We start from the raw sequence: 15,842 nt of genomic DNA, 5'->3' as shown, positions 1-15,842 counted from the left end.
TGTCCTGTTCAGCGCTGGCCCATGGCGGCCAACGCTTTATGGGTTTCATCATCGGGGTCTGGCGTACGGTGGTGCTTGGCCCCCAGATAATGGTCGGTGAATGCATCGAGCCAAGTATCCAGAGCCGCCGCGCCCTGCTCATCTCCAGCTAAGCCAAGGCACAACGCAGCAACTTCTGCGGTGCATAGATGTTCACTGCGCGTCGAACGGCGCAGGCGGTAGCGTGACAGCACCTCGGCTTGCAGGCTCAGCACCGGCAGATGATTCAGGTAAGGGCTTTTGCGAAACATCTTGCGCGCCTCGGTCCAGGTTGCATCAAGCAGAATGAACAGCGGACGCTTTCCTGGCGCGGCCTTCACCTCCGAGACCACCCGATCAGGTACCGCATATTCACCCGGAAAGACCACCACCGGCTGATACCGGGAATCGGCGAGCAGTTCCAGCAAGCCAGGCTCCACAGTGGTCCGCTGCCACGTGAAGGCATAGGTATCGGCTACGATATCTGCAATCAGCCAGCCGGTATTGCTCGGCTTTAGCGGCTCGATATCGTGCATGATCAGGCACACCGCGCTGTTGGTCGTTACGGCTGGCAGCCAGTCGCACAAACAATGACTAGCCGCCAAACGGCAGCGAGCACACCGGGGCGTACGTGAGCCACGAGCGATGAACGGCTTGGCGCTACGCGCTAAGCGCGCGTCGCGAAGACGGACTACGGCATGAGACATGGGATTCGATCAATCAGGGCGGAGCGGCAGTTTACCAGCCCGCCCCGAAACCATGGCAGATCTGAACCGTGGGGGCGGGCACCGGTCGAACGACAGCAGTCATCAGGAGATCACCATGCGCCGTCTGACCCCACTATTAACGCTCTGCCTCGCCCTGCCCTTCGCCCATGCCGCATATGCACAGGACCCAGCACTCGGCCAGTTACTTGAAAAAGTCGCCCGCGAAAGCAGTGTAGGCACGCCGCGCGCGATCAACTCCGACCTGCTCGACGAGGGATACAGCGTAGAAGGAAATGAACTGGTCAACCATCTGAGCGTTCAGCCACGCCATGCCGCTCAGATGCAAGACAACCCCAAGCAGGTCCGCACCCAGCTGGCAGCCAGTGTGTGCAACAACGAGGGCCTGCGTCAGCTGATGAGTCAGGGCGCGGTCTTGCGCTTTGAGTTCAAGGAATACCAGAGCAAGAAGCCGATCACCACCGAGCGCTATCGCTCCAGCGATTGCTAAGGCAACCCGCGCGCCGTGGGCAGCACCAGTGCTGCCCACGGCCGGGGCCTGCCTAACGCAGCACGCGCGGATCGCCTTTGCCAGCCACCGCAGCGGCCTCATCAGGCTTAAGCAACGCAGTTCGCGGTACGTCGAGCAACCGTGCGCAGGCGGCCAGCACATTTGCCCAGGACGCCCGGTTGGCGAACTGCATGCCACCCTCGTCCAGGGTGCCGCCACGATTGCGATAGCCCAGCACTGAATTGCGCCGCACGTCCGGCAGGATTGGCCAGAGATGACCACGCGCTACCTCAGGGCGCATGTGGGTCAGCAATACCCGCATCTCGATCTGTTCAGGAAACAGACGCTCGGTCACCCCGTCCGCTGCGAGCGCCTCGATTTCCCAACGATCACGCGGCGCGCGGAAGCGCCCCGGCTCCTGAAGATAAACCAGACGATAGCTGACACCCGCCTCTTTGAGCCTCTCGGTGGCCCGCTGCATTTCGGTCAACTGGTAGCTGCCGTTCGCAATCAGAAGGAGGGGATTAGTGCCCTTCTGCTCGTCGACGATGATCGCGCCATCACGCGCAAGCTGCTCGGCCTGGGCCTGATTGAAAATGGCAGGCCGCTCACGCTTAGGCATGACCAAGCAAGCCAGCGCACCGCGGGCCTGAAAAATGGAAGGCAGCAGCGCCAAGGCACTGTTGTGGTCCGCAGGAAACAGAACCCTCGCCATATCGCTCATCTCGCCCAGCAAGGCCTCGCAGAACGTGGTGTCCTGGTGCGACTGCTGATTCTTGCCGTTTTCCCAGGTATGCGATGTGGCGATGATCGGCCAGCCAAGCCAACCAGCGGGCCGTCCCACTTCCTTCTGCTGCCGGGCGAAAATCAGGCCTTGGCGTACCGCACCGAGCATCTTCACGCAGAAGGCCTCATAACTGGCAACCAGGTTCAGCCCACCCTGGTTGGCGAGACAGGCGGAAACCACGGCCTCTTCGTTCAGTGCCGTGATGATCTTGCCGTCCACCGCCTCGAACTCCCCTTCAGGATCGACCACACGGTGTTTCAACGCTTTGAGTACCCCACCCAGACGATTGCTGGCGAGTTCATCGGGGTTACCTACACGAGGGCGCAACGACGGATTGGCGCGGGTGAGCTCGACAAAAAAATCATCTACCGCTGCCATCGGTGAACAAGCGTGATCGTGGTATCTGAGGGAGGGCATGGTCGGCGCAGCGGGACGCCTCATGGCCAGAACACTGTCGCGCTCGGCGGGGCGCGCGTGACGGGACTGTGCAACCAGATGGCGAGCGTGCTCAAGCTCATCCCAAGGCACGAAAAGCGGGGCGGCATGCGTATTGAACAACTCGCGCGAGGCGTCATCGACGTGCGGGTTACCCGGCAGCGGCAGGTTATGCGCCGCATTGCTGCCGGCGCCATAAAAGCCGAACCCTTTGATCGTCTCGGCAATTCCGTAGGGGATCGGCAGCGGATAGCGCAGCAGGCCGCGAGCCTTTTCCTCGACCCGCCGGGCCAGGCGCTGCTCCATCTCCCATAATGCGCAGACGAAGGCTGCCGGGTCACGACCATCGAAGGGAATCGGGTCGAAGCCACAACGGCTCAGGTGCTGGCGGAACCCTTCAAGCCCCTCGTGGGTACCAAGCTGGGTCCGCTGTTCGATTCGCCGACCGTTGGCGATCATAATCGGCAGCGCCACGCCACAATCCTCAGCACGCCACCAACGTGGCATCCAGTCGCTGCCGCGCTGCTCCTCTGCCGCACCATCAGAAAGGAAGGCGACAAGCGTCTCGCCAGGCAGTGGCATATGGGCATATTGCAGCTCGGCGAAACCAAGGTACCCGCCTTCAGCAATACCGCCGCCGGTGTGCGCGTTGACATGGCTGCCCAAAGGCGCCGACGGGCTGCCATCCGCCGCCTGATGGTAGCCATAGAAATCCTCGAGCAGTCGGTTGAGGCCTGCTTCGCCATCGCCATAAGCTTCCTTTTGCTCGGGATGCATATTGTCGGTGAGCAGATTCAGCGCATCGATCGCTGCGACGCAATGGCCCTGCCCCATCAACCATGCACGCGTACGGCCTGTCAGAGCGTTCAGTCCAAGATAACCGGCGTAGGCAGGCACCATGTTCAGCGAGCCGCCGGTATGCCCTTCTGGCGCAGCCTTGAAGTCCTCGGCGCAGAGTGGCGCACCGTCGAGCCGAACGCGACGCGCATAGGTCATGTGCACGACCAGCCAGAGTCCTGCCGAGCCGATTCGGTCGATGGCCTGCAATAACCGATAGACACTTGCCAGATCCGGCTGCATCTTCGCCTGTACCAGTTGATGAGCCAGACGAAACACCGCAGCCTGCGTTTCCAAGGCATGCTCGAAAGGTCCATACCCGGTTCGCCAGGAACCGAACTCTGGCTGGATCTCCGCATGATGATCCAGCTCGACAAGACTGGGCAGTAGCTGATTCATGGAGCACTCCGTTAATGGGCGTTGGCGATAGTCTAGTCAGCGTCCGGGGCGCTCTCTCTGATATGCATCAAGATGAGCCGCCGGTATAGCGGGCATGCTTGGCGCAACCGTACAGACAGGAGCTTCTCATGGCTTTGCTCAGCTTTCTCGGCGCCATCCAACAGGTCACCGGATCCTGCTACCTGATCGAAACTCATGGAGGCGTTCGCGTGCTTCTCGACTGCGGCATGCGCCAAGGGCGGCGCGAAGAGGAAGCAGGCAACCGAGCGGGTTTCAGCTTCGATCCTCAAACCCTGGATGCCGTGGTGCTGTCGCACGCGCACATCGATCATAGCGGCTTGCTACCGAAGCTAGTGGCAGCAGGATTCAAAGGGCCAATCCATGTCACCGAAGCGACCGGCAAGCTGGTCGAGCTGATGCTGCTCGACTCTGCGAACATTCAGGAAAAGGACGCCGAGTGGGAAAACCGGTGGCGGGCGCGTTTGGGCAAGCCAGCCATCAAGCCCCTCTACACCCGGGTCGACACCGAACGCATGCTGACGCAACGTCAGCCTCATGCCTATGGCGAAGCGTTCGAAGCAGCACCGGGGGTTTCTGTGAACTTCTTCGATGCGGGGCACATCCTTGGGTCAGCCATCGTTCAGGTCGACGTTGAAGATTTCGGCTCCACCCGCCGACTGGTCTTTTCTGGCGATCTGGGCAATGCCTGTTCACCACTGATGCACGCACCGACGCCATTGAGCGAAGCCGACGTACTGCTGATGGAATCTACCTATGGTGATCGCGACCACCGTGATCACCAGGCCACCATCGAGGAGCTGGCCGAGATCCTTCAGCAGGCCCACCGCGACGGTGGAAACGTACTCATGCCGTCTTTCGCGGTCGGCCGCACGCAAGACTTGATCTATTACCTCGGCCTCCTCTACCACCAAGGCCGTGTACCTCAGCAAGTGGTCTTTCTGGACAGCCCAATGGCCATCGGCGCGAACGCGATTTACTCACTGTTCCAAGAGCAACTGGAGATACAGCCCGGCATACCTGGCGACGACAGCCGGCAGCGTATCGAAACATGGCTGCCGATATTCAGGGCGACGCCGACAGCCGAAGAGTCAATGGCCATCAACCGTTTCAAAAGTGGCGCGATCATTATCGCGGGCAGCGGCATGTGTAATGGCGGGCGCATTCTTCATCACTTCAAGCACAACCTCTGGCGTGAAGAATGCCACTTGATCATTCCAGGCTTCCAAGCGAGCGGCACACTCGGTCGCGCCATCGTCGATGGAGCCAAGACCGTCAAGCTGATGCACCAGCGCATAGCGGTGAAAGCTCAGGTTCATACCTTGGGCGGTTTTTCAGCGCATGCCGGACAATCACAGCTGATTGAATGGGCGAGCCAATTCAAGACGCGTCCGGAGCTCTATCTCGTGCATGGGGAGCTAGACAAGATGCATGCCTTGCAGGAGGCACTGCGTGATCGTCTCGACTGGCAAGCCAACATTCCGGAACCAGGCGACCGCATCGCCCTCTGATGACCGGCACAGCCGCAGCCCAACCCTGCGGCTCACCTAAAAGCTGCACGTATGATGATGGTCTTTTGCTCACTGAGCGTAGGGACCAGCATTAGCGCCTTCGCGCTGGGCTATTGTTAGGCATAGAACGATTGGCCCCAGTAAGCCGGATGTCAGGCGTCACCCAGGCCAAATTTTGGCGGTCTTTTGCACGCATGCGCACATGGGAGGCGCCGCCCCTGCATGGCGGCTGAGCAGCGCCGAAGCTTTCTCAAGGAGACCTCGTATGCCTTTCGAATCGGACGATTACCTGTCGCGGCATTTCAAAACCAGTGGCGCCGAACTGTCGAAGAAAATCGATGAACTGGTTGCCTTGGTAGTCCCATCCAGCAGCCAGAACCTGCTGCTGTATCGGGAAATGCTGGTCACCGTCATGCGCATGGCACAAGCCGATCGAAGCCGTTGGGATGCAAAGATTCTGCTTCAGACCATGCGCGAAATGGAGCATGCGTTCAGCCGCCTCGACCAGTTCAAGCGTCGCCGCAAGGTGACTGTTTTCGGCTCTGCACGCACCCCCGTCGAGCACCCGCTGTACGCACTTGCCCGGGAGCTCGGCGCGACGCTTGCACGCTACGAGTTGATGGTTATTACCGGGGCCGGTGGCGGCATTATGGCGGCTGCCCATGAAGGCGCAGGCATGGATAACAGCCTCGGCCTTAACATCACGCTGCCGTTTGAGCAGCATGCCAACCCGACGGTAGATGGCACCGACCACCTGCTGTCCTTTCACTTCTTCTTCGTGCGCAAGCTGTTCTTTATCAAGGAGGCGGATGCGTTGGTACTGTGTCCCGGTGGTTTCGGCACGCTGGACGAGACCCTGGAAGTGCTTACTCTGGTCCAGACGGGTAAGAGCCCGCTGGTGCCAATCGTCCTGCTGGATGAACCCGGCGGCACGTTCTGGAAAGATGCGCTGGACTTTATGCGTCGCCAGCTTGAGGGCAATCGTTACATTCTGCCGACCGACATGCGTTTAATGCGCCTCGTGGACAATGCCGAAGACGCTGCCGAAGAAATTGATCACTTCTACAGCAACTTCCACTCGAGCCGATGGTTGCAGGATCGCTTCGTCATGCGCATGAATCATGTGCTGAGCGATGCCGCGGTGACCTACATGAATGAACATTTCGCCGACCTCTGTCTCAAAGGTCGCTTCGAGCAGCAAGCGTGCTGTGAAATGGAGCTGGACGAGCCGGAACTGCAGCCTTTACCCAGGCTGAGCTTTGTTTTCAACGGCCGGGATCACGGCCGGCTACGGGAACTGACCGACTTCATCAATGCGAGGGAACACTGGGCGTCGCCATTGGGTGCCGAAGATTGAAGCGGTGCGAAAACAAGATTTGCAAACGGACGAGGCCGTAGTAAGGGAGAAACGCTATGTGAGTCCGGATCAGTCGAGCGAAGCGCCTCGCAGGAGGCGCCCGATCAAGTCCAGCGGATAGCCACGGTAGCTGAGAAACCGGCCCTGACGAGCCCTTTCCCGCTGATCGCCCGGCAACTCACCGAACTTTCGCAACCACACTTCATGCAGTTGCGCATTCCAATCGAAGCCACTGTCGCGTAATGCCTGCTCGATATCCTCTCGAGCCAGCCCTCGCTGGGTCAGCTCTTCACGTATGCGCAATGGACCGTACCCGGCGTTGGCTCGCATGCGCACGAAACTCTCCAGATAACGAGCTTCGCTAAGCAATCCCTCATCGGCCAACCTTTCCAGCGCAGGCTCGATGAGTTCAGCTGGCGCACCGCGTAAGCGCAATTTGCGACTCAGCTCGATGCGCCCATGCTCACGCCGGGCCAGTAGATCCATGGCTGCCCGCCGCACAGCGGCGGGGCTGTCGAGCACGACCGGCATACCGATTAGGCGTCGGCTTCGACCAGATTTTCGCCGACCGGATTGGCCTTGGTATCAGGCGCAACCACTAGCAACTTGTCGCGAATCTGCTGTTCGATCTCGCGACCGATCTCCACGTTCTCTTCAAGGAACTTGGCCGCATTAGCCTTGCCTTGACCGATCTTGTTGCCCTTGTAGGCATACCAGGCGCCGGACTTCTCGACCAGACCCTGCTGCACGCCAAGGTCAATGACCTCGCCATTGCGGTAGATGCCCTTGCCATAAAGGATCTGGAACTCAGCCTGACGGAACGGTGGCGCCACCTTGTTCTTGACCACCTTGACCCGCGTTTCGCTACCAACCACTTCGTCCCCTTCTTTCACCGCGCCAGTACGACGGATGTCGAGACGAACCGAAGCGTAGAACTTCAGCGCGTTACCGCCGGTGGTGGTTTCCGGGCTGCCGAACATCACGCCGATCTTCATGCGGATCTGGTTGATGAAGATAACCAGGCAATTGGCGTTCTTGATGTTACCGGTGATCTTGCGCAGCGCCTGAGACATCAGACGTGCTTGCAGGCCGACATGGGTATCGCCCATCTCGCCTTCGATTTCGGCCTTGGGCACCAGCGCGGCCACGGAGTCGACGATGATTACGTCGACCGCATTGGAGCGCACCAGCATGTCGGTGATTTCCAGAGCTTGCTCACCGGTATCCGGCTGGGAAACCAGCAGGTCGTCGACATTGACGCCGAGCTTGCCAGCGTAATCGGGATCCAGCGCGTGTTCGGCGTCGACGAAGGCGCAAGTGGCGCCCATCATTTGTGCTTCCGCGATAACGGACAGGGTCAGAGTGGTCTTACCCGAAGATTCCGGGCCGTAGATTTCAACGATTCGCCCTCTAGGCAATCCGCCAATGCCAAGCGCGATGTCCAGGCCCAGCGAACCGGTGGAAATAGAGGGAATAGCCTGGCGATCATGGTCGCCCATCCGCATGACCGCGCCTTTACCGAACTGCTTTTCGATCTGGCCCAAGGCAGCAGCCAAGGCGCGCTTCTTGTTCTCGTCCATTACAATCCTCACTTGATCAAGAGGGCCAGAGGCCACAACAACTGTATAAGTAGACAGTATTAGAGCATAGGCAAAAACGAGCGCCTAGCCCTCAATCGGATTTTCTCCAGTCGCCAGGCGGATCAATCCGACGAGCGCCGCCTTCACACTCTGTTCACGAACGGCCTGCCGGTCGCCGTCGAACAGAAAACGCCTTGAGTACCGTTCATCGTCGCAGGCCCAGGCCAGCCACACCGTACCGACCGGCTTTTCTGGCGAACCGCCGCCCGGCCCCGCTACGCCGCTGACAGCCACAGCGTAGCGCGCCCCGCTGGCAGCCTGGGCCCCGCGGGTCATCGCTTCGACGACTTCACGGCTCACTGCACCCACTTCGGAAAATAGATGTTCCGGCACGCGCAGCTGAGAGGTTTTCTGACGGTTGGAATAGGTGACGAAGCCAGCCTCGAACCAGGCCGAGCTGCCGGCAACGCGGGTAATGGCCTCGGCAATACCTCCACCGGTGCAGGACTCGGCTGTGGTCACTTGCGCCGACTTTTGCTGGAGCGCATGGCCCAGCTGGGCCGCGAGTTCGGTCAAAGTGAACATGAAAGCTCCTGATGCCGATATCAAAGGCTACCTTAGCAGCGCACGTTCTGACGGTCAGCCACGCGATGCCAAACGCCCTCTGCTGTAAGCACTCACCGGACAGTCCAGTGGCGCTGCATTTCGAGAAACAGAAACGAGGCGGTCCATGTGATCAATACCAATCCCGTCAGTGCCTCGATGCCCGTCAGGAATCGAATGGCGCCGACGGGATGGATGTCGCCAAAGCCAACGGTCGTAAATGTCGTGAAAGAGAAATAGGCACAGTCCAGCAGGCTGCCGCTGAACTCACCAGCCAGCGTTCCCCAGCCGGGCGAGTGATGCATGAGATAGTAGGCAACGGCAAACACCCAGACCTCTACCGCATGTGCCGTCAACGCACCGAACACGCCAAACACGATTCCTACGCGATGATGGAAATGTGGGCTCGGCCTGCTTGCAGACAGCCGCGACAGAAACTCGTAGTGAACCGCCACGACCACCGCGACGACAATTACGTTGACCAGCGTAACGAGGAGCAAATTCGTCGATGCATTCGACGCCTGTTCTAATGCAGACATAGCAATCCCAAACATTCAAACCGATGCGTGGCATCTCAGGTATCAGCTCGGCAGGTTGCCCCATCGCACCTGGTACGGGCCATGATAACCTTCCCGGTTTATTTCATCCTGCGCACAGGGCCAGCAACGGCCGTTACCTAAACGGGACCCAGCCGTGTCTGCTCTGTTACCTGCACATCGCACCAAGTCGAGCTATATGTCACAAGACCTGTCCCATCACACGCCCATGATGCAGCAGTACTGGAAGCTCAAACGCGAGCATCCTGACCAGCTGATGTTCTACCGCATGGGCGACTTTTACGAGCTGTTCTACGACGACGCCAAGAAAGCCGCCAAGCTGCTGGACATCACCCTGACCGCGCGCGGTCAGTCCGGTGGTAACGCGATACCCATGGCGGGCATCCCGTTTCACTCCGCCGAGGGCTATCTCAGCCGCCTGGTGAAGCTTGGCGAGTCTGTAGTGATCTGCGAACAGATCGGCGACCCTGCGACCAGCAAGGGCCCGGTGGAGCGACAGGTGGTGCGAATCATCACCCCCGGCACGGTGAGTGATGAAGCTCTGCTCGACGAGCACCGAGATAATCTCCTGGCAGCGGTGGTGGGCGACGAGAAGCTGTTCGGCCTGTCAGTGCTGGACATCACCAGCGGCCGATTCAGCGTGCAGGAGTTTGGCGGCTGGGAAACGCTACTGGCTGAGGTAGAACGCCTGAACCCAGCTGAACTGATGATCCCGGACGACTGGCCTACCCAGTTGCCAGTCGAGAAGCGCCGCGGCGTACGCCGGCGAGCGCCTTGGGATTTCGACCGCGACAGTGGCTTCAAAGGCCTCTGCCAACAGTTTGGGACTCAGGATCTGAAAGGCTTTGGGTGCGAGCGGTTGACGCTCGCTATCGGCGCCGCCGGCTGCCTCCTGACCTATGCCAAGGAAACCCAGCGTACCGCTTTGCATCATCTGCGCAGCCTTCGACACGAGCGTCTCGACGAGACGGTCATCCTTGACGGCGCGACCCGGCGCAATCTGGAACTGGACATTAATCTCGGCGGTGGGCGCGAGAATACCTTGCAATCAGTAGTCGATCGCTGCCAGACCGCCATGGGTAGCCGCCTGCTCAGCCGCTGGCTCAATCGCCCGTTGCGTGATCGAAGCACGCTCGAGGCCCGCCAGGACTCAATCACCTGCCTGCTCGAGCATTATCGCTTCGAACAGATCCAGCCACAGCTGAAAGAGATCGGTGATCTCGAGCGCATCCTCGCGCGAATCGGCTTGCGCAACGCTCGGCCGCGCGATCTTGCGCGCCTGCGTGACGCGCTCGCAGCTCTGCCGCAGCTTCAGGAGGGCATGACGGAACTGGTCGCCCCTCATCTGACCGAGCTGGCGACCACCATCCGGACCTACCCCGAGCTCGCTGCGTTGTTGGCAAAGGCCATCATCGATAACCCGCCGGCAGTGATCCGCGAAGGCGGCGTGTTGAAGACTGGCTATGACGCTGAACTGGACGAACTGCAATCGCTGTCGGAGAACGCCGGCCAGTACCTAATGGATCTGGAAACTCGTGAGAAAGCCCGCACCGGGCTGGCCAACCTCAAGGTCGGCTACAACCGGGTGCATGGCTATTTCATCGAGCTGCCCAGCAAACAGGCGGAATCTGCGCCGGCCGACTACATCCGCAGGCAAACGCTAAAGGGCGCCGAGCGTTTCATCACGCCGGAGCTCAAAGAGTTCGAAGACAAGGCGCTGTCTGCCAAGAGCCGAGCACTGGCGCGCGAAAAGCTGCTCTATGAAGAACTGCTGGAGTTGCTCATCGGTCATCTTGCACCCCTGCAGGATAGCGCCGCGGCACTGGCCGAACTCGACGTGCTCAGCAACCTGGCCGAACGCGCCCTGACGCTCGACCTCAACCGTCCGCGTTTCGTCGAGCATCCCTGCCTGCAGATCGAACAGGGCCGTCATCCTGTGGTTGAACAGGTGTTGCAGACGCCCTTCGTCGCCAACGACCTCAACCTTGATGACGAAACCCGCATGCTGGTGATCACCGGCCCGAACATGGGCGGTAAGTCAACTTACATGCGCCAAACGGCGCTGATCGTACTGCTGGCGCAAATCGGCAGTTTCGTGCCAGCCAAAGCCTGCGAACTGTCTCTGGTCGATCGCATCTTTACCCGCATCGGCTCGTCAGATGATCTGGCCGGCGGCCGCTCGACCTTCATGGTCGAAATGAGCGAGACGGCCAACATCCTGCATAACGCCAGCGACCGCAGCCTGGTGCTGATGGACGAAGTCGGGCGCGGCACCAGTACCTTCGATGGCTTGTCACTGGCCTGGGCAGCGGCCGAACACCTGGCCAAGCTGCGCGCCTATACCCTTTTCGCGACGCACTACTTCGAACTCACCGTGCTGCCGGAAAGCCAGCCGGTGGTGGCCAACGTGCACCTGTCGGCCACCGAGCACAACGAACGCATCGTCTTCCTTCACCATGTCTTGCCGGGACCGGCGAGCCAGAGTTATGGCTTGGCCGTGGCACAGTTAGCCGGTGTGCCTGGCGAAGTGATCCAGCGCGCACGCGACCATCTGTCGCGGCTGGAAACCACCAGCCTGCCCCACGAAACGCCCAAGATAACCCCCGGCCAGCCTGCGCCACCTCAGCAGAGCGACCTGTTTGCAAGCCTGCCACACCCGGTAGTCGAAGAATTGAGTCGGATCAATCCCGATGATATGAGCCCGCGCCAGGCGCTGGACCTGCTATACAACCTGAAAGCGCGTGTCTGACGGCTGCAAAAAAGCTGCTAGAATCGCGCGCATTTTTTGGATATAGGCGGCATTTGCCTGATGCCGTCATAGTCCTGCCGAACGGGGGCGTCATTGCAACGCCACCTGACACGCCCGAGGAGATAGCTAGAAATGACCTTCGTCGTCACCGACAACTGCATCAAGTGCAAATACACCGACTGTGTGGAAGTCTGTCCGGTGGACTGCTTCTACGAAGGCCCGAACTTCCTGGTCATTCATCCGGACGAGTGCATTGACTGCGCGCTCTGCGAGCCGGAGTGCCCTGCCCAGGCGATCTTCTCCGAAGATGAAGTGCCAGATGATCAGCAGGAGTACATCCAGCTGAACGCCGACCTGGCGGAAGTCTGGCCGAACATCACAGAGAAAAAGGACTCGCTGCCCGATGCTGAAGAGTGGGACGGCGTAAAGGACAAGCTGCAGTACCTGGAGCGCTAAGCGCCAGAAACGAAAAAAGCCCGCGTGATGCGGGCTTTTTTCATGTCGCAGCAGTCAGGCGCGATCAACGCCCTTCTTCACAGTGTCTTTGGCTTCGCCCTTGACTTGCTGAGCGTCGCCTTTGACTTCCTGACGCTGGCCTTCGCCTTTCATGCGCTCGTTATCAGTAGCCTCGCCCAGACCCTGTTTGGCCTTGCCCGCGGCTTCGTTGAGGTTGCCTTTCATTTTGTCTCCAGTACTGCTCATGGCACATTCCTCTCTGCTTGGGTACGTTCAGTTGACAGAACCGCTTCGGCAATAGTTTCGTTTCTCCGAGGAACGGTTCATCAAAGCCGTTCAAACATTGCGCGCTTTGGCCAGGCGATCGAACAATGGCCGACCGGCGAGATGCAGAAACAGCGGCGCGCCAGCGATCAAATAGAAGTAGTAGGTCACGAAGCGCCAGATCAGGATGGCCGCCGCGGCCGTGGATTTCCCCACCAACGGCGCAAGCAAGGCCGCGGAGGCCAGTTCGGCACTGCCCGCACCGCCCGGTAACAGGCTCAGCTGACCGGCCGTCAAGGCCAGCATCTGCAGGATAAAGGTCCAAGCCCAGGCAAGCGGTTTGCCCAGGCCCAGCAAGGTCAGGTACAGCACGCTATAGCGCAGCATCCAATGCAGCGTGGTCAGGACGAACACTCCCAGCAGGACCGTCCGCGGCAACCTGAAACAATCAAGCAAGGCGTTGCGAAAACTCAGCACTTTTCTGGCCCAGCTACGCTGGCGCGTGCCCTTCACACCCAGGCGACCGATCAGCCAGCCGTTGATCAGAAATACCTGGCGGTGAAAGCGGCCAAGCAAGGCAAGTAGCACCATCAGGCCGATCAGCAGTGCCGCACTGAAGCCAAGCAGGCTGGCGATATAGGTGTTTAACGAATGGGTGACCGCATAGATGAGCACACCCACCAGCGCACAGGCGAAAAACAGCAGGTCGGTAAGCTGCTCGACCGCATAGGTTGCGGTGCCCTTGGCAGGCGGCACACCATGGCGCAGCAGCAGCGCCATCATCGTCAGAGGGCCACCCGCACCGCCGGGCGTGGCACAGATGGCGAATTCCGTGGCGATCACGATGCTCACCGCACGGTGCTGCCCCAGCCGGCGGGGGCCTATAAGCAATCGCAGCCGTAGCGCATTCAGATACCAACCGACGACGATCATGCCCAGCATCGTCAGCAGCAACCCCAGGGGAAAGCTCCGTAATCGCTCGAGCAAGTCGCTGCCGCCCAGCAGGATTGGTACCAGGGCGGCCATCAGCAAGGCGCCAGCCAGCAACCACCAACGCCGACTCATGCCGCGGCGCTCGAGGCCAATACGTGGCGATCAAGCCAATCTATCTTCGTCACCGGTTCGCGCCCGTCCGCCAACAGCCGAGTCAATAGATCCAGCCAGTACTGACGCGAGAACTCATGGCGCATGTCCACCGGGTGCAACCCGAGCCGCAACACCGGCGACCGCTGGTACCGCTGGAGCATTCGCTCGCTGAGCAGCCGTGACATACCGCGGCGCCATGCACTTCGAGCACTCCAGACCAGGCCGGGCGCGTCTATGGCTTGGTAGTCGGGCAGTAAGTAAATGTGGCCCGGGTCGCTGGTATAAGTCAGCCCAGTCGCTGCCAACGCTTCTCGAGCTCCTGGCCCCAAAAGCCAGGCAGGCGCCACGAAACCGTGCAGCGGCCACTGATTGCGTTCGAACAGCGCGACACCACGCCGTAGACGTCTGGCTGACTCTTCGCGGCTCAGCGGGTAGAACTCGCCTTCGTGGGTAAAGACGCGGCGCATGAACCAGTCACGTGGCGTGCGTGGCGAAGGCGCTTCATCTGCGTGGTAGCAACCGTGCAGGATCAACTCATCGCCACGAGCGAGCCGCCCATCCAGCAAACGTCGAAAATCGGCGTGATCCTCGAGCCGGTTGCGTCGATGGAAATCCGGCACCACAAGCCATGAGATCGGTACTTGGCCCAGTGCGTCGACCGCTTCGACAAAAGGCCGGTAGTCCGGCCATGTCTCTGGCGCCACGTCATGCAGCACCAGCATCAGGCTGCGCTCAGCCATGCACGGCGACCGGCAATTCCGCCGTGCCCAATACCGCGTGATAGTGCGCCAACAAGCCGGCGACCACCGCATCCCATGCATGGTGCGCCTCGACATGCTGACGGGCTTGCATGCCGAGCAATCGCGGATCGTCCTCGAACAACTCTCGTACGGTCTGCGCCATCGCAGCGGCGTCCAACGGGCGGCATAGCCGACCTGTATGGAACGGCACCAGTTCAGGCAATGCGCCGGCGCGTGCCGCGATAACGGGTATCCCACTGGCCATGGCTTCGAGCGCTACCAGGCCGAACGTCTCCTGATTACCGGCGTGCAGCAGGACGTCGCTGCTGGCCATGTAGCGCGCCACCTCCGCGGCAGGGCAAAACCGGTCAATCACCGACACGTTGGATGGCACCCGATGAGGCATGCCCGACCCTACCAGCAGCAGATGATAGGGCTCCCCCAACCGCCGCGCGGTTTCCAACAGTACGTCCAGGTTCTTTTCGCGCGATCCTCGGCCGGCAAAAATCATCAGTCGTGCATCGTCGGCGAGACCCAGCTCCCGGCGAACTTGCGGGTCACGCAGGCTTGGCCGAAAGGTATCCAGATCAACGCCCAACGGCTGCACATAGACGTTGTCGACGCCCAGTGAAACCAGCTTTTCCGCCATCACTCGGCTTGGCGCCAGCACCCGGTCGAAGCTGCTGTAAAGCCTCGACACATAGCCGTTCATGTTGGTGCCCAACCATCCACCGATACGGTTGCTCACCAACAGTGGAAGGTCTGAGTGATAAAAGCCGATTACCGGCACGTCGAGCCTGCGGCCAGCATCCAGCGCCGCCCAGGCAGTCATATAAGGATCCCCAACCTCGATCACGTCGGGACGCAGCGAACGCAGCTGATTACGCCAGGGCGCGCGTCTTACTGGAAATCGGTAGCCTTTGCCGAAAGGGAGTGCGGGCGCTGGTATCTGATAGATGCCTGCGTTGTGGCTATAGCTCTCACCTGGGACCAGGATGCTATGGCGAACGCCCGCATAGAGCTGCAGCCGGCGGTGTTTAGCCTCGAGATAAGTACGCACCCCGCCACTGGCGGGTGCGTAGAACATGGTCATGTCGGCGATGTGCAAAGTGGAGCGTCTCCGTTAGGTCTCGATGCAGAGCCTTCGGAGCCCGGCCAGCTAGCTGTGATCAGCCGCCTGTTGTTGAGGCCACAACCGGGCCATTTGCCCGAAAGATTCTGCAATGAAAT

15 protein-coding genes are annotated in these 15,842 nt (G+C 60.2%); 5 read left to right on the top strand and 10 right to left on the bottom strand.

The genetic code is table 11. The features are described from left to right. Positions 1–8: 8 nt before the first annotated feature. Positions 9–725, bottom strand: coding sequence for a tRNA-uridine aminocarboxypropyltransferase (locus ACQKEK_RS01820; protein WP_499140889.1), 717 nt, complete (start codon positions 723–725; stop codon positions 9–11). 115 nt (positions 726–840) lie between these two features. Here ACQKEK_RS01820 and ACQKEK_RS01815 point away from each other — a divergent pair, with 115 nt between their 5' ends. Further along, positions 841–1,233 carry a PA3611 family quorum-sensing-regulated virulence factor gene (locus ACQKEK_RS01815; RefSeq protein ID WP_128119494.1) on the top strand — a complete coding sequence of 131 codons (393 nt, stop codon included), beginning with the start codon at positions 841–843 and terminating at the stop codon, positions 1,231–1,233. A 52-nt stretch (positions 1,234–1,285) separates the two neighbouring features. On the opposite strand, the gene ACQKEK_RS01810 is transcribed toward ACQKEK_RS01815, so the two are convergent. Beyond that, positions 1,286–3,691 carry a phosphoketolase family protein gene (locus ACQKEK_RS01810; RefSeq protein ID WP_499140888.1) on the bottom strand — a complete coding sequence of 802 codons (2,406 nt, stop codon included), beginning with the start codon at positions 3,689–3,691 and terminating at the stop codon, positions 1,286–1,288. Between the two features lie 128 nt (positions 3,692–3,819). Between ACQKEK_RS01810 and ACQKEK_RS01805 the strand changes: the two genes are divergently transcribed. Beyond that, positions 3,820–5,220: an MBL fold metallo-hydrolase RNA specificity domain-containing protein gene (locus ACQKEK_RS01805; protein ID WP_499140887.1), complete on the top strand. Its 1,401-nt coding sequence runs from the start codon at positions 3,820–3,822 to the stop codon at positions 5,218–5,220. A 265-nt stretch (positions 5,221–5,485) separates the two neighbouring features. Continuing rightward, positions 5,486–6,577 carry an LOG family protein gene (locus tag ACQKEK_RS01800; protein ID WP_128119497.1) on the top strand — a complete coding sequence of 364 codons (1,092 nt, stop codon included), beginning with the start codon at positions 5,486–5,488 and terminating at the stop codon, positions 6,575–6,577. 69 nt (positions 6,578–6,646) lie between these two features. Here the strand turns inward: ACQKEK_RS01800 and recX are convergent, their stop codons facing one another. The 4 genes from recX to ACQKEK_RS01780 form a co-directional block, all read right to left on the bottom strand. Further along, positions 6,647–7,108 carry a recombination regulator RecX gene (recX, locus tag ACQKEK_RS01795; protein ID WP_127838732.1) on the bottom strand — a complete coding sequence of 154 codons (462 nt, stop codon included), beginning with the start codon at positions 7,106–7,108 and terminating at the stop codon, positions 6,647–6,649. A gap of 5 nt (positions 7,109–7,113) precedes the next feature. Next, on the bottom strand, positions 7,114–8,157 hold the full coding sequence (gene recA, locus ACQKEK_RS01790) for a recombinase RecA (protein ID WP_499140886.1): 1,044 nt from the start codon (positions 8,155–8,157) through the stop codon (positions 7,114–7,116). Positions 8,158–8,241: 84 nt separating this feature from the next. After that, the gene (locus ACQKEK_RS01785; RefSeq protein ID WP_128119498.1) at positions 8,242–8,742 is read right to left on the bottom strand and encodes a CinA family protein; all 501 of its coding nucleotides are present in this window, start codon (positions 8,740–8,742) and stop codon (positions 8,242–8,244) included. Between the two features lie 92 nt (positions 8,743–8,834). Then, the gene (locus ACQKEK_RS01780) at positions 8,835–9,260 is read right to left on the bottom strand and encodes a potassium channel family protein (protein ID WP_181689969.1); all 426 of its coding nucleotides are present in this window, start codon (positions 9,258–9,260) and stop codon (positions 8,835–8,837) included. Positions 9,261–9,495: 235 nt separating this feature from the next. Here ACQKEK_RS01780 and mutS point away from each other — a divergent pair, with 235 nt between their 5' ends. Continuing rightward, the gene (gene mutS / locus ACQKEK_RS01775; RefSeq protein WP_499141331.1) at positions 9,496–12,066 is read left to right on the top strand and encodes a DNA mismatch repair protein MutS; all 2,571 of its coding nucleotides are present in this window, start codon (positions 9,496–9,498) and stop codon (positions 12,064–12,066) included. A 132-nt stretch (positions 12,067–12,198) separates the two neighbouring features. Further along, a complete protein-coding gene (fdxA, locus tag ACQKEK_RS01770) occupies positions 12,199–12,522 on the top strand; it encodes a ferredoxin FdxA (RefSeq protein WP_342405241.1) in 324 nt (107 codons plus the stop codon). Positions 12,523–12,576: 54 nt separating this feature from the next. Here the strand turns inward: fdxA and ACQKEK_RS01765 are convergent, their stop codons facing one another. From ACQKEK_RS01765 to gpgS, 4 genes are all read right to left on the bottom strand, one after another. After that, positions 12,577–12,768: a CsbD family protein gene (locus ACQKEK_RS01765; protein WP_045429079.1), complete on the bottom strand. Its 192-nt coding sequence runs from the start codon at positions 12,766–12,768 to the stop codon at positions 12,577–12,579. A 90-nt stretch (positions 12,769–12,858) separates the two neighbouring features. Next, positions 12,859–13,851 carry a glucosaminyl phosphatidylglycerol flippase gene (gpgF, locus tag ACQKEK_RS01760; protein ID WP_499140885.1) on the bottom strand — a complete coding sequence of 331 codons (993 nt, stop codon included), beginning with the start codon at positions 13,849–13,851 and terminating at the stop codon, positions 12,859–12,861. After that, the gene (gene gpgD, locus ACQKEK_RS01755; protein ID WP_499140884.1) at positions 13,848–14,612 is read right to left on the bottom strand and encodes an N-acetylglucosaminyl phosphatidylglycerol deacetylase; all 765 of its coding nucleotides are present in this window, start codon (positions 14,610–14,612) and stop codon (positions 13,848–13,850) included. The genes gpgF and gpgD overlap by 4 nt, the downstream gene beginning before the upstream one ends. Continuing rightward, positions 14,605–15,720, bottom strand: a complete 1,116-nt coding sequence (gene gpgS, locus ACQKEK_RS01750) for an N-acetylglucosaminyl phosphatidylglycerol synthase (RefSeq protein WP_128119501.1) — start codon at positions 15,718–15,720, stop codon at positions 14,605–14,607. Before gpgS ends, gpgD begins: the two co-directional genes overlap by 8 nt. Between the last annotated feature and the right edge of the window lie 122 nt (positions 15,721–15,842).

Source organism: Pseudomonas sp. NPDC077408, assembly GCF_050269105.1.
In the GTDB taxonomy this organism is placed as follows: Bacteria; Pseudomonadota; Gammaproteobacteria; order Pseudomonadales; family Pseudomonadaceae; genus Stutzerimonas.
This window is presented reverse-complemented; position numbering and strand designations above follow the sequence as displayed.

What these genes read in the sequence shown, in the direction of transcription:
- recX (WP_127838732.1), bottom strand. Translation starts at nt 7,108, where the DNA reads ATGCCGGTCGTGCTCGACAGCCCCGCCGCTGTGCGGCGGGCAGCCATG.
- ACQKEK_RS01810 (WP_499140888.1), bottom strand. Translation starts at nt 3,691, where the DNA reads ATGAATCAGCTACTGCCCAGTCTTGTCGAGCTGGATCATCATGCGGAG.
- ACQKEK_RS01785 (WP_128119498.1), bottom strand. Translation starts at nt 8,742, where the DNA reads ATGTTCACTTTGACCGAACTCGCGGCCCAGCTGGGCCATGCGCTCCAG.
- gpgD (WP_499140884.1), bottom strand. Translation starts at nt 14,612, where the DNA reads ATGGCTGAGCGCAGCCTGATGCTGGTGCTGCATGACGTGGCGCCAGAG.
- ACQKEK_RS01765 (WP_045429079.1), bottom strand. Translation starts at nt 12,768, where the DNA reads ATGAGCAGTACTGGAGACAAAATGAAAGGCAACCTCAACGAAGCCGCG.
- ACQKEK_RS01805 (WP_499140887.1), top strand. Translation starts at nt 3,820, where the DNA reads ATGGCTTTGCTCAGCTTTCTCGGCGCCATCCAACAGGTCACCGGATCC.
- mutS (WP_499141331.1), top strand. Translation starts at nt 9,496, where the DNA reads ATGTCACAAGACCTGTCCCATCACACGCCCATGATGCAGCAGTACTGG.
- fdxA (WP_342405241.1), top strand. Translation starts at nt 12,199, where the DNA reads ATGACCTTCGTCGTCACCGACAACTGCATCAAGTGCAAATACACCGAC.
- ACQKEK_RS01820 (WP_499140889.1), bottom strand. Translation starts at nt 725, where the DNA reads ATGTCTCATGCCGTAGTCCGTCTTCGCGACGCGCGCTTAGCGCGTAGC.
- ACQKEK_RS01815 (WP_128119494.1), top strand. Translation starts at nt 841, where the DNA reads ATGCGCCGTCTGACCCCACTATTAACGCTCTGCCTCGCCCTGCCCTTC.
- recA (WP_499140886.1), bottom strand. Translation starts at nt 8,157, where the DNA reads ATGGACGAGAACAAGAAGCGCGCCTTGGCTGCTGCCTTGGGCCAGATC.
- ACQKEK_RS01800 (WP_128119497.1), top strand. Translation starts at nt 5,486, where the DNA reads ATGCCTTTCGAATCGGACGATTACCTGTCGCGGCATTTCAAAACCAGT.
- gpgF (WP_499140885.1), bottom strand. Translation starts at nt 13,851, where the DNA reads ATGAGTCGGCGTTGGTGGTTGCTGGCTGGCGCCTTGCTGATGGCCGCC.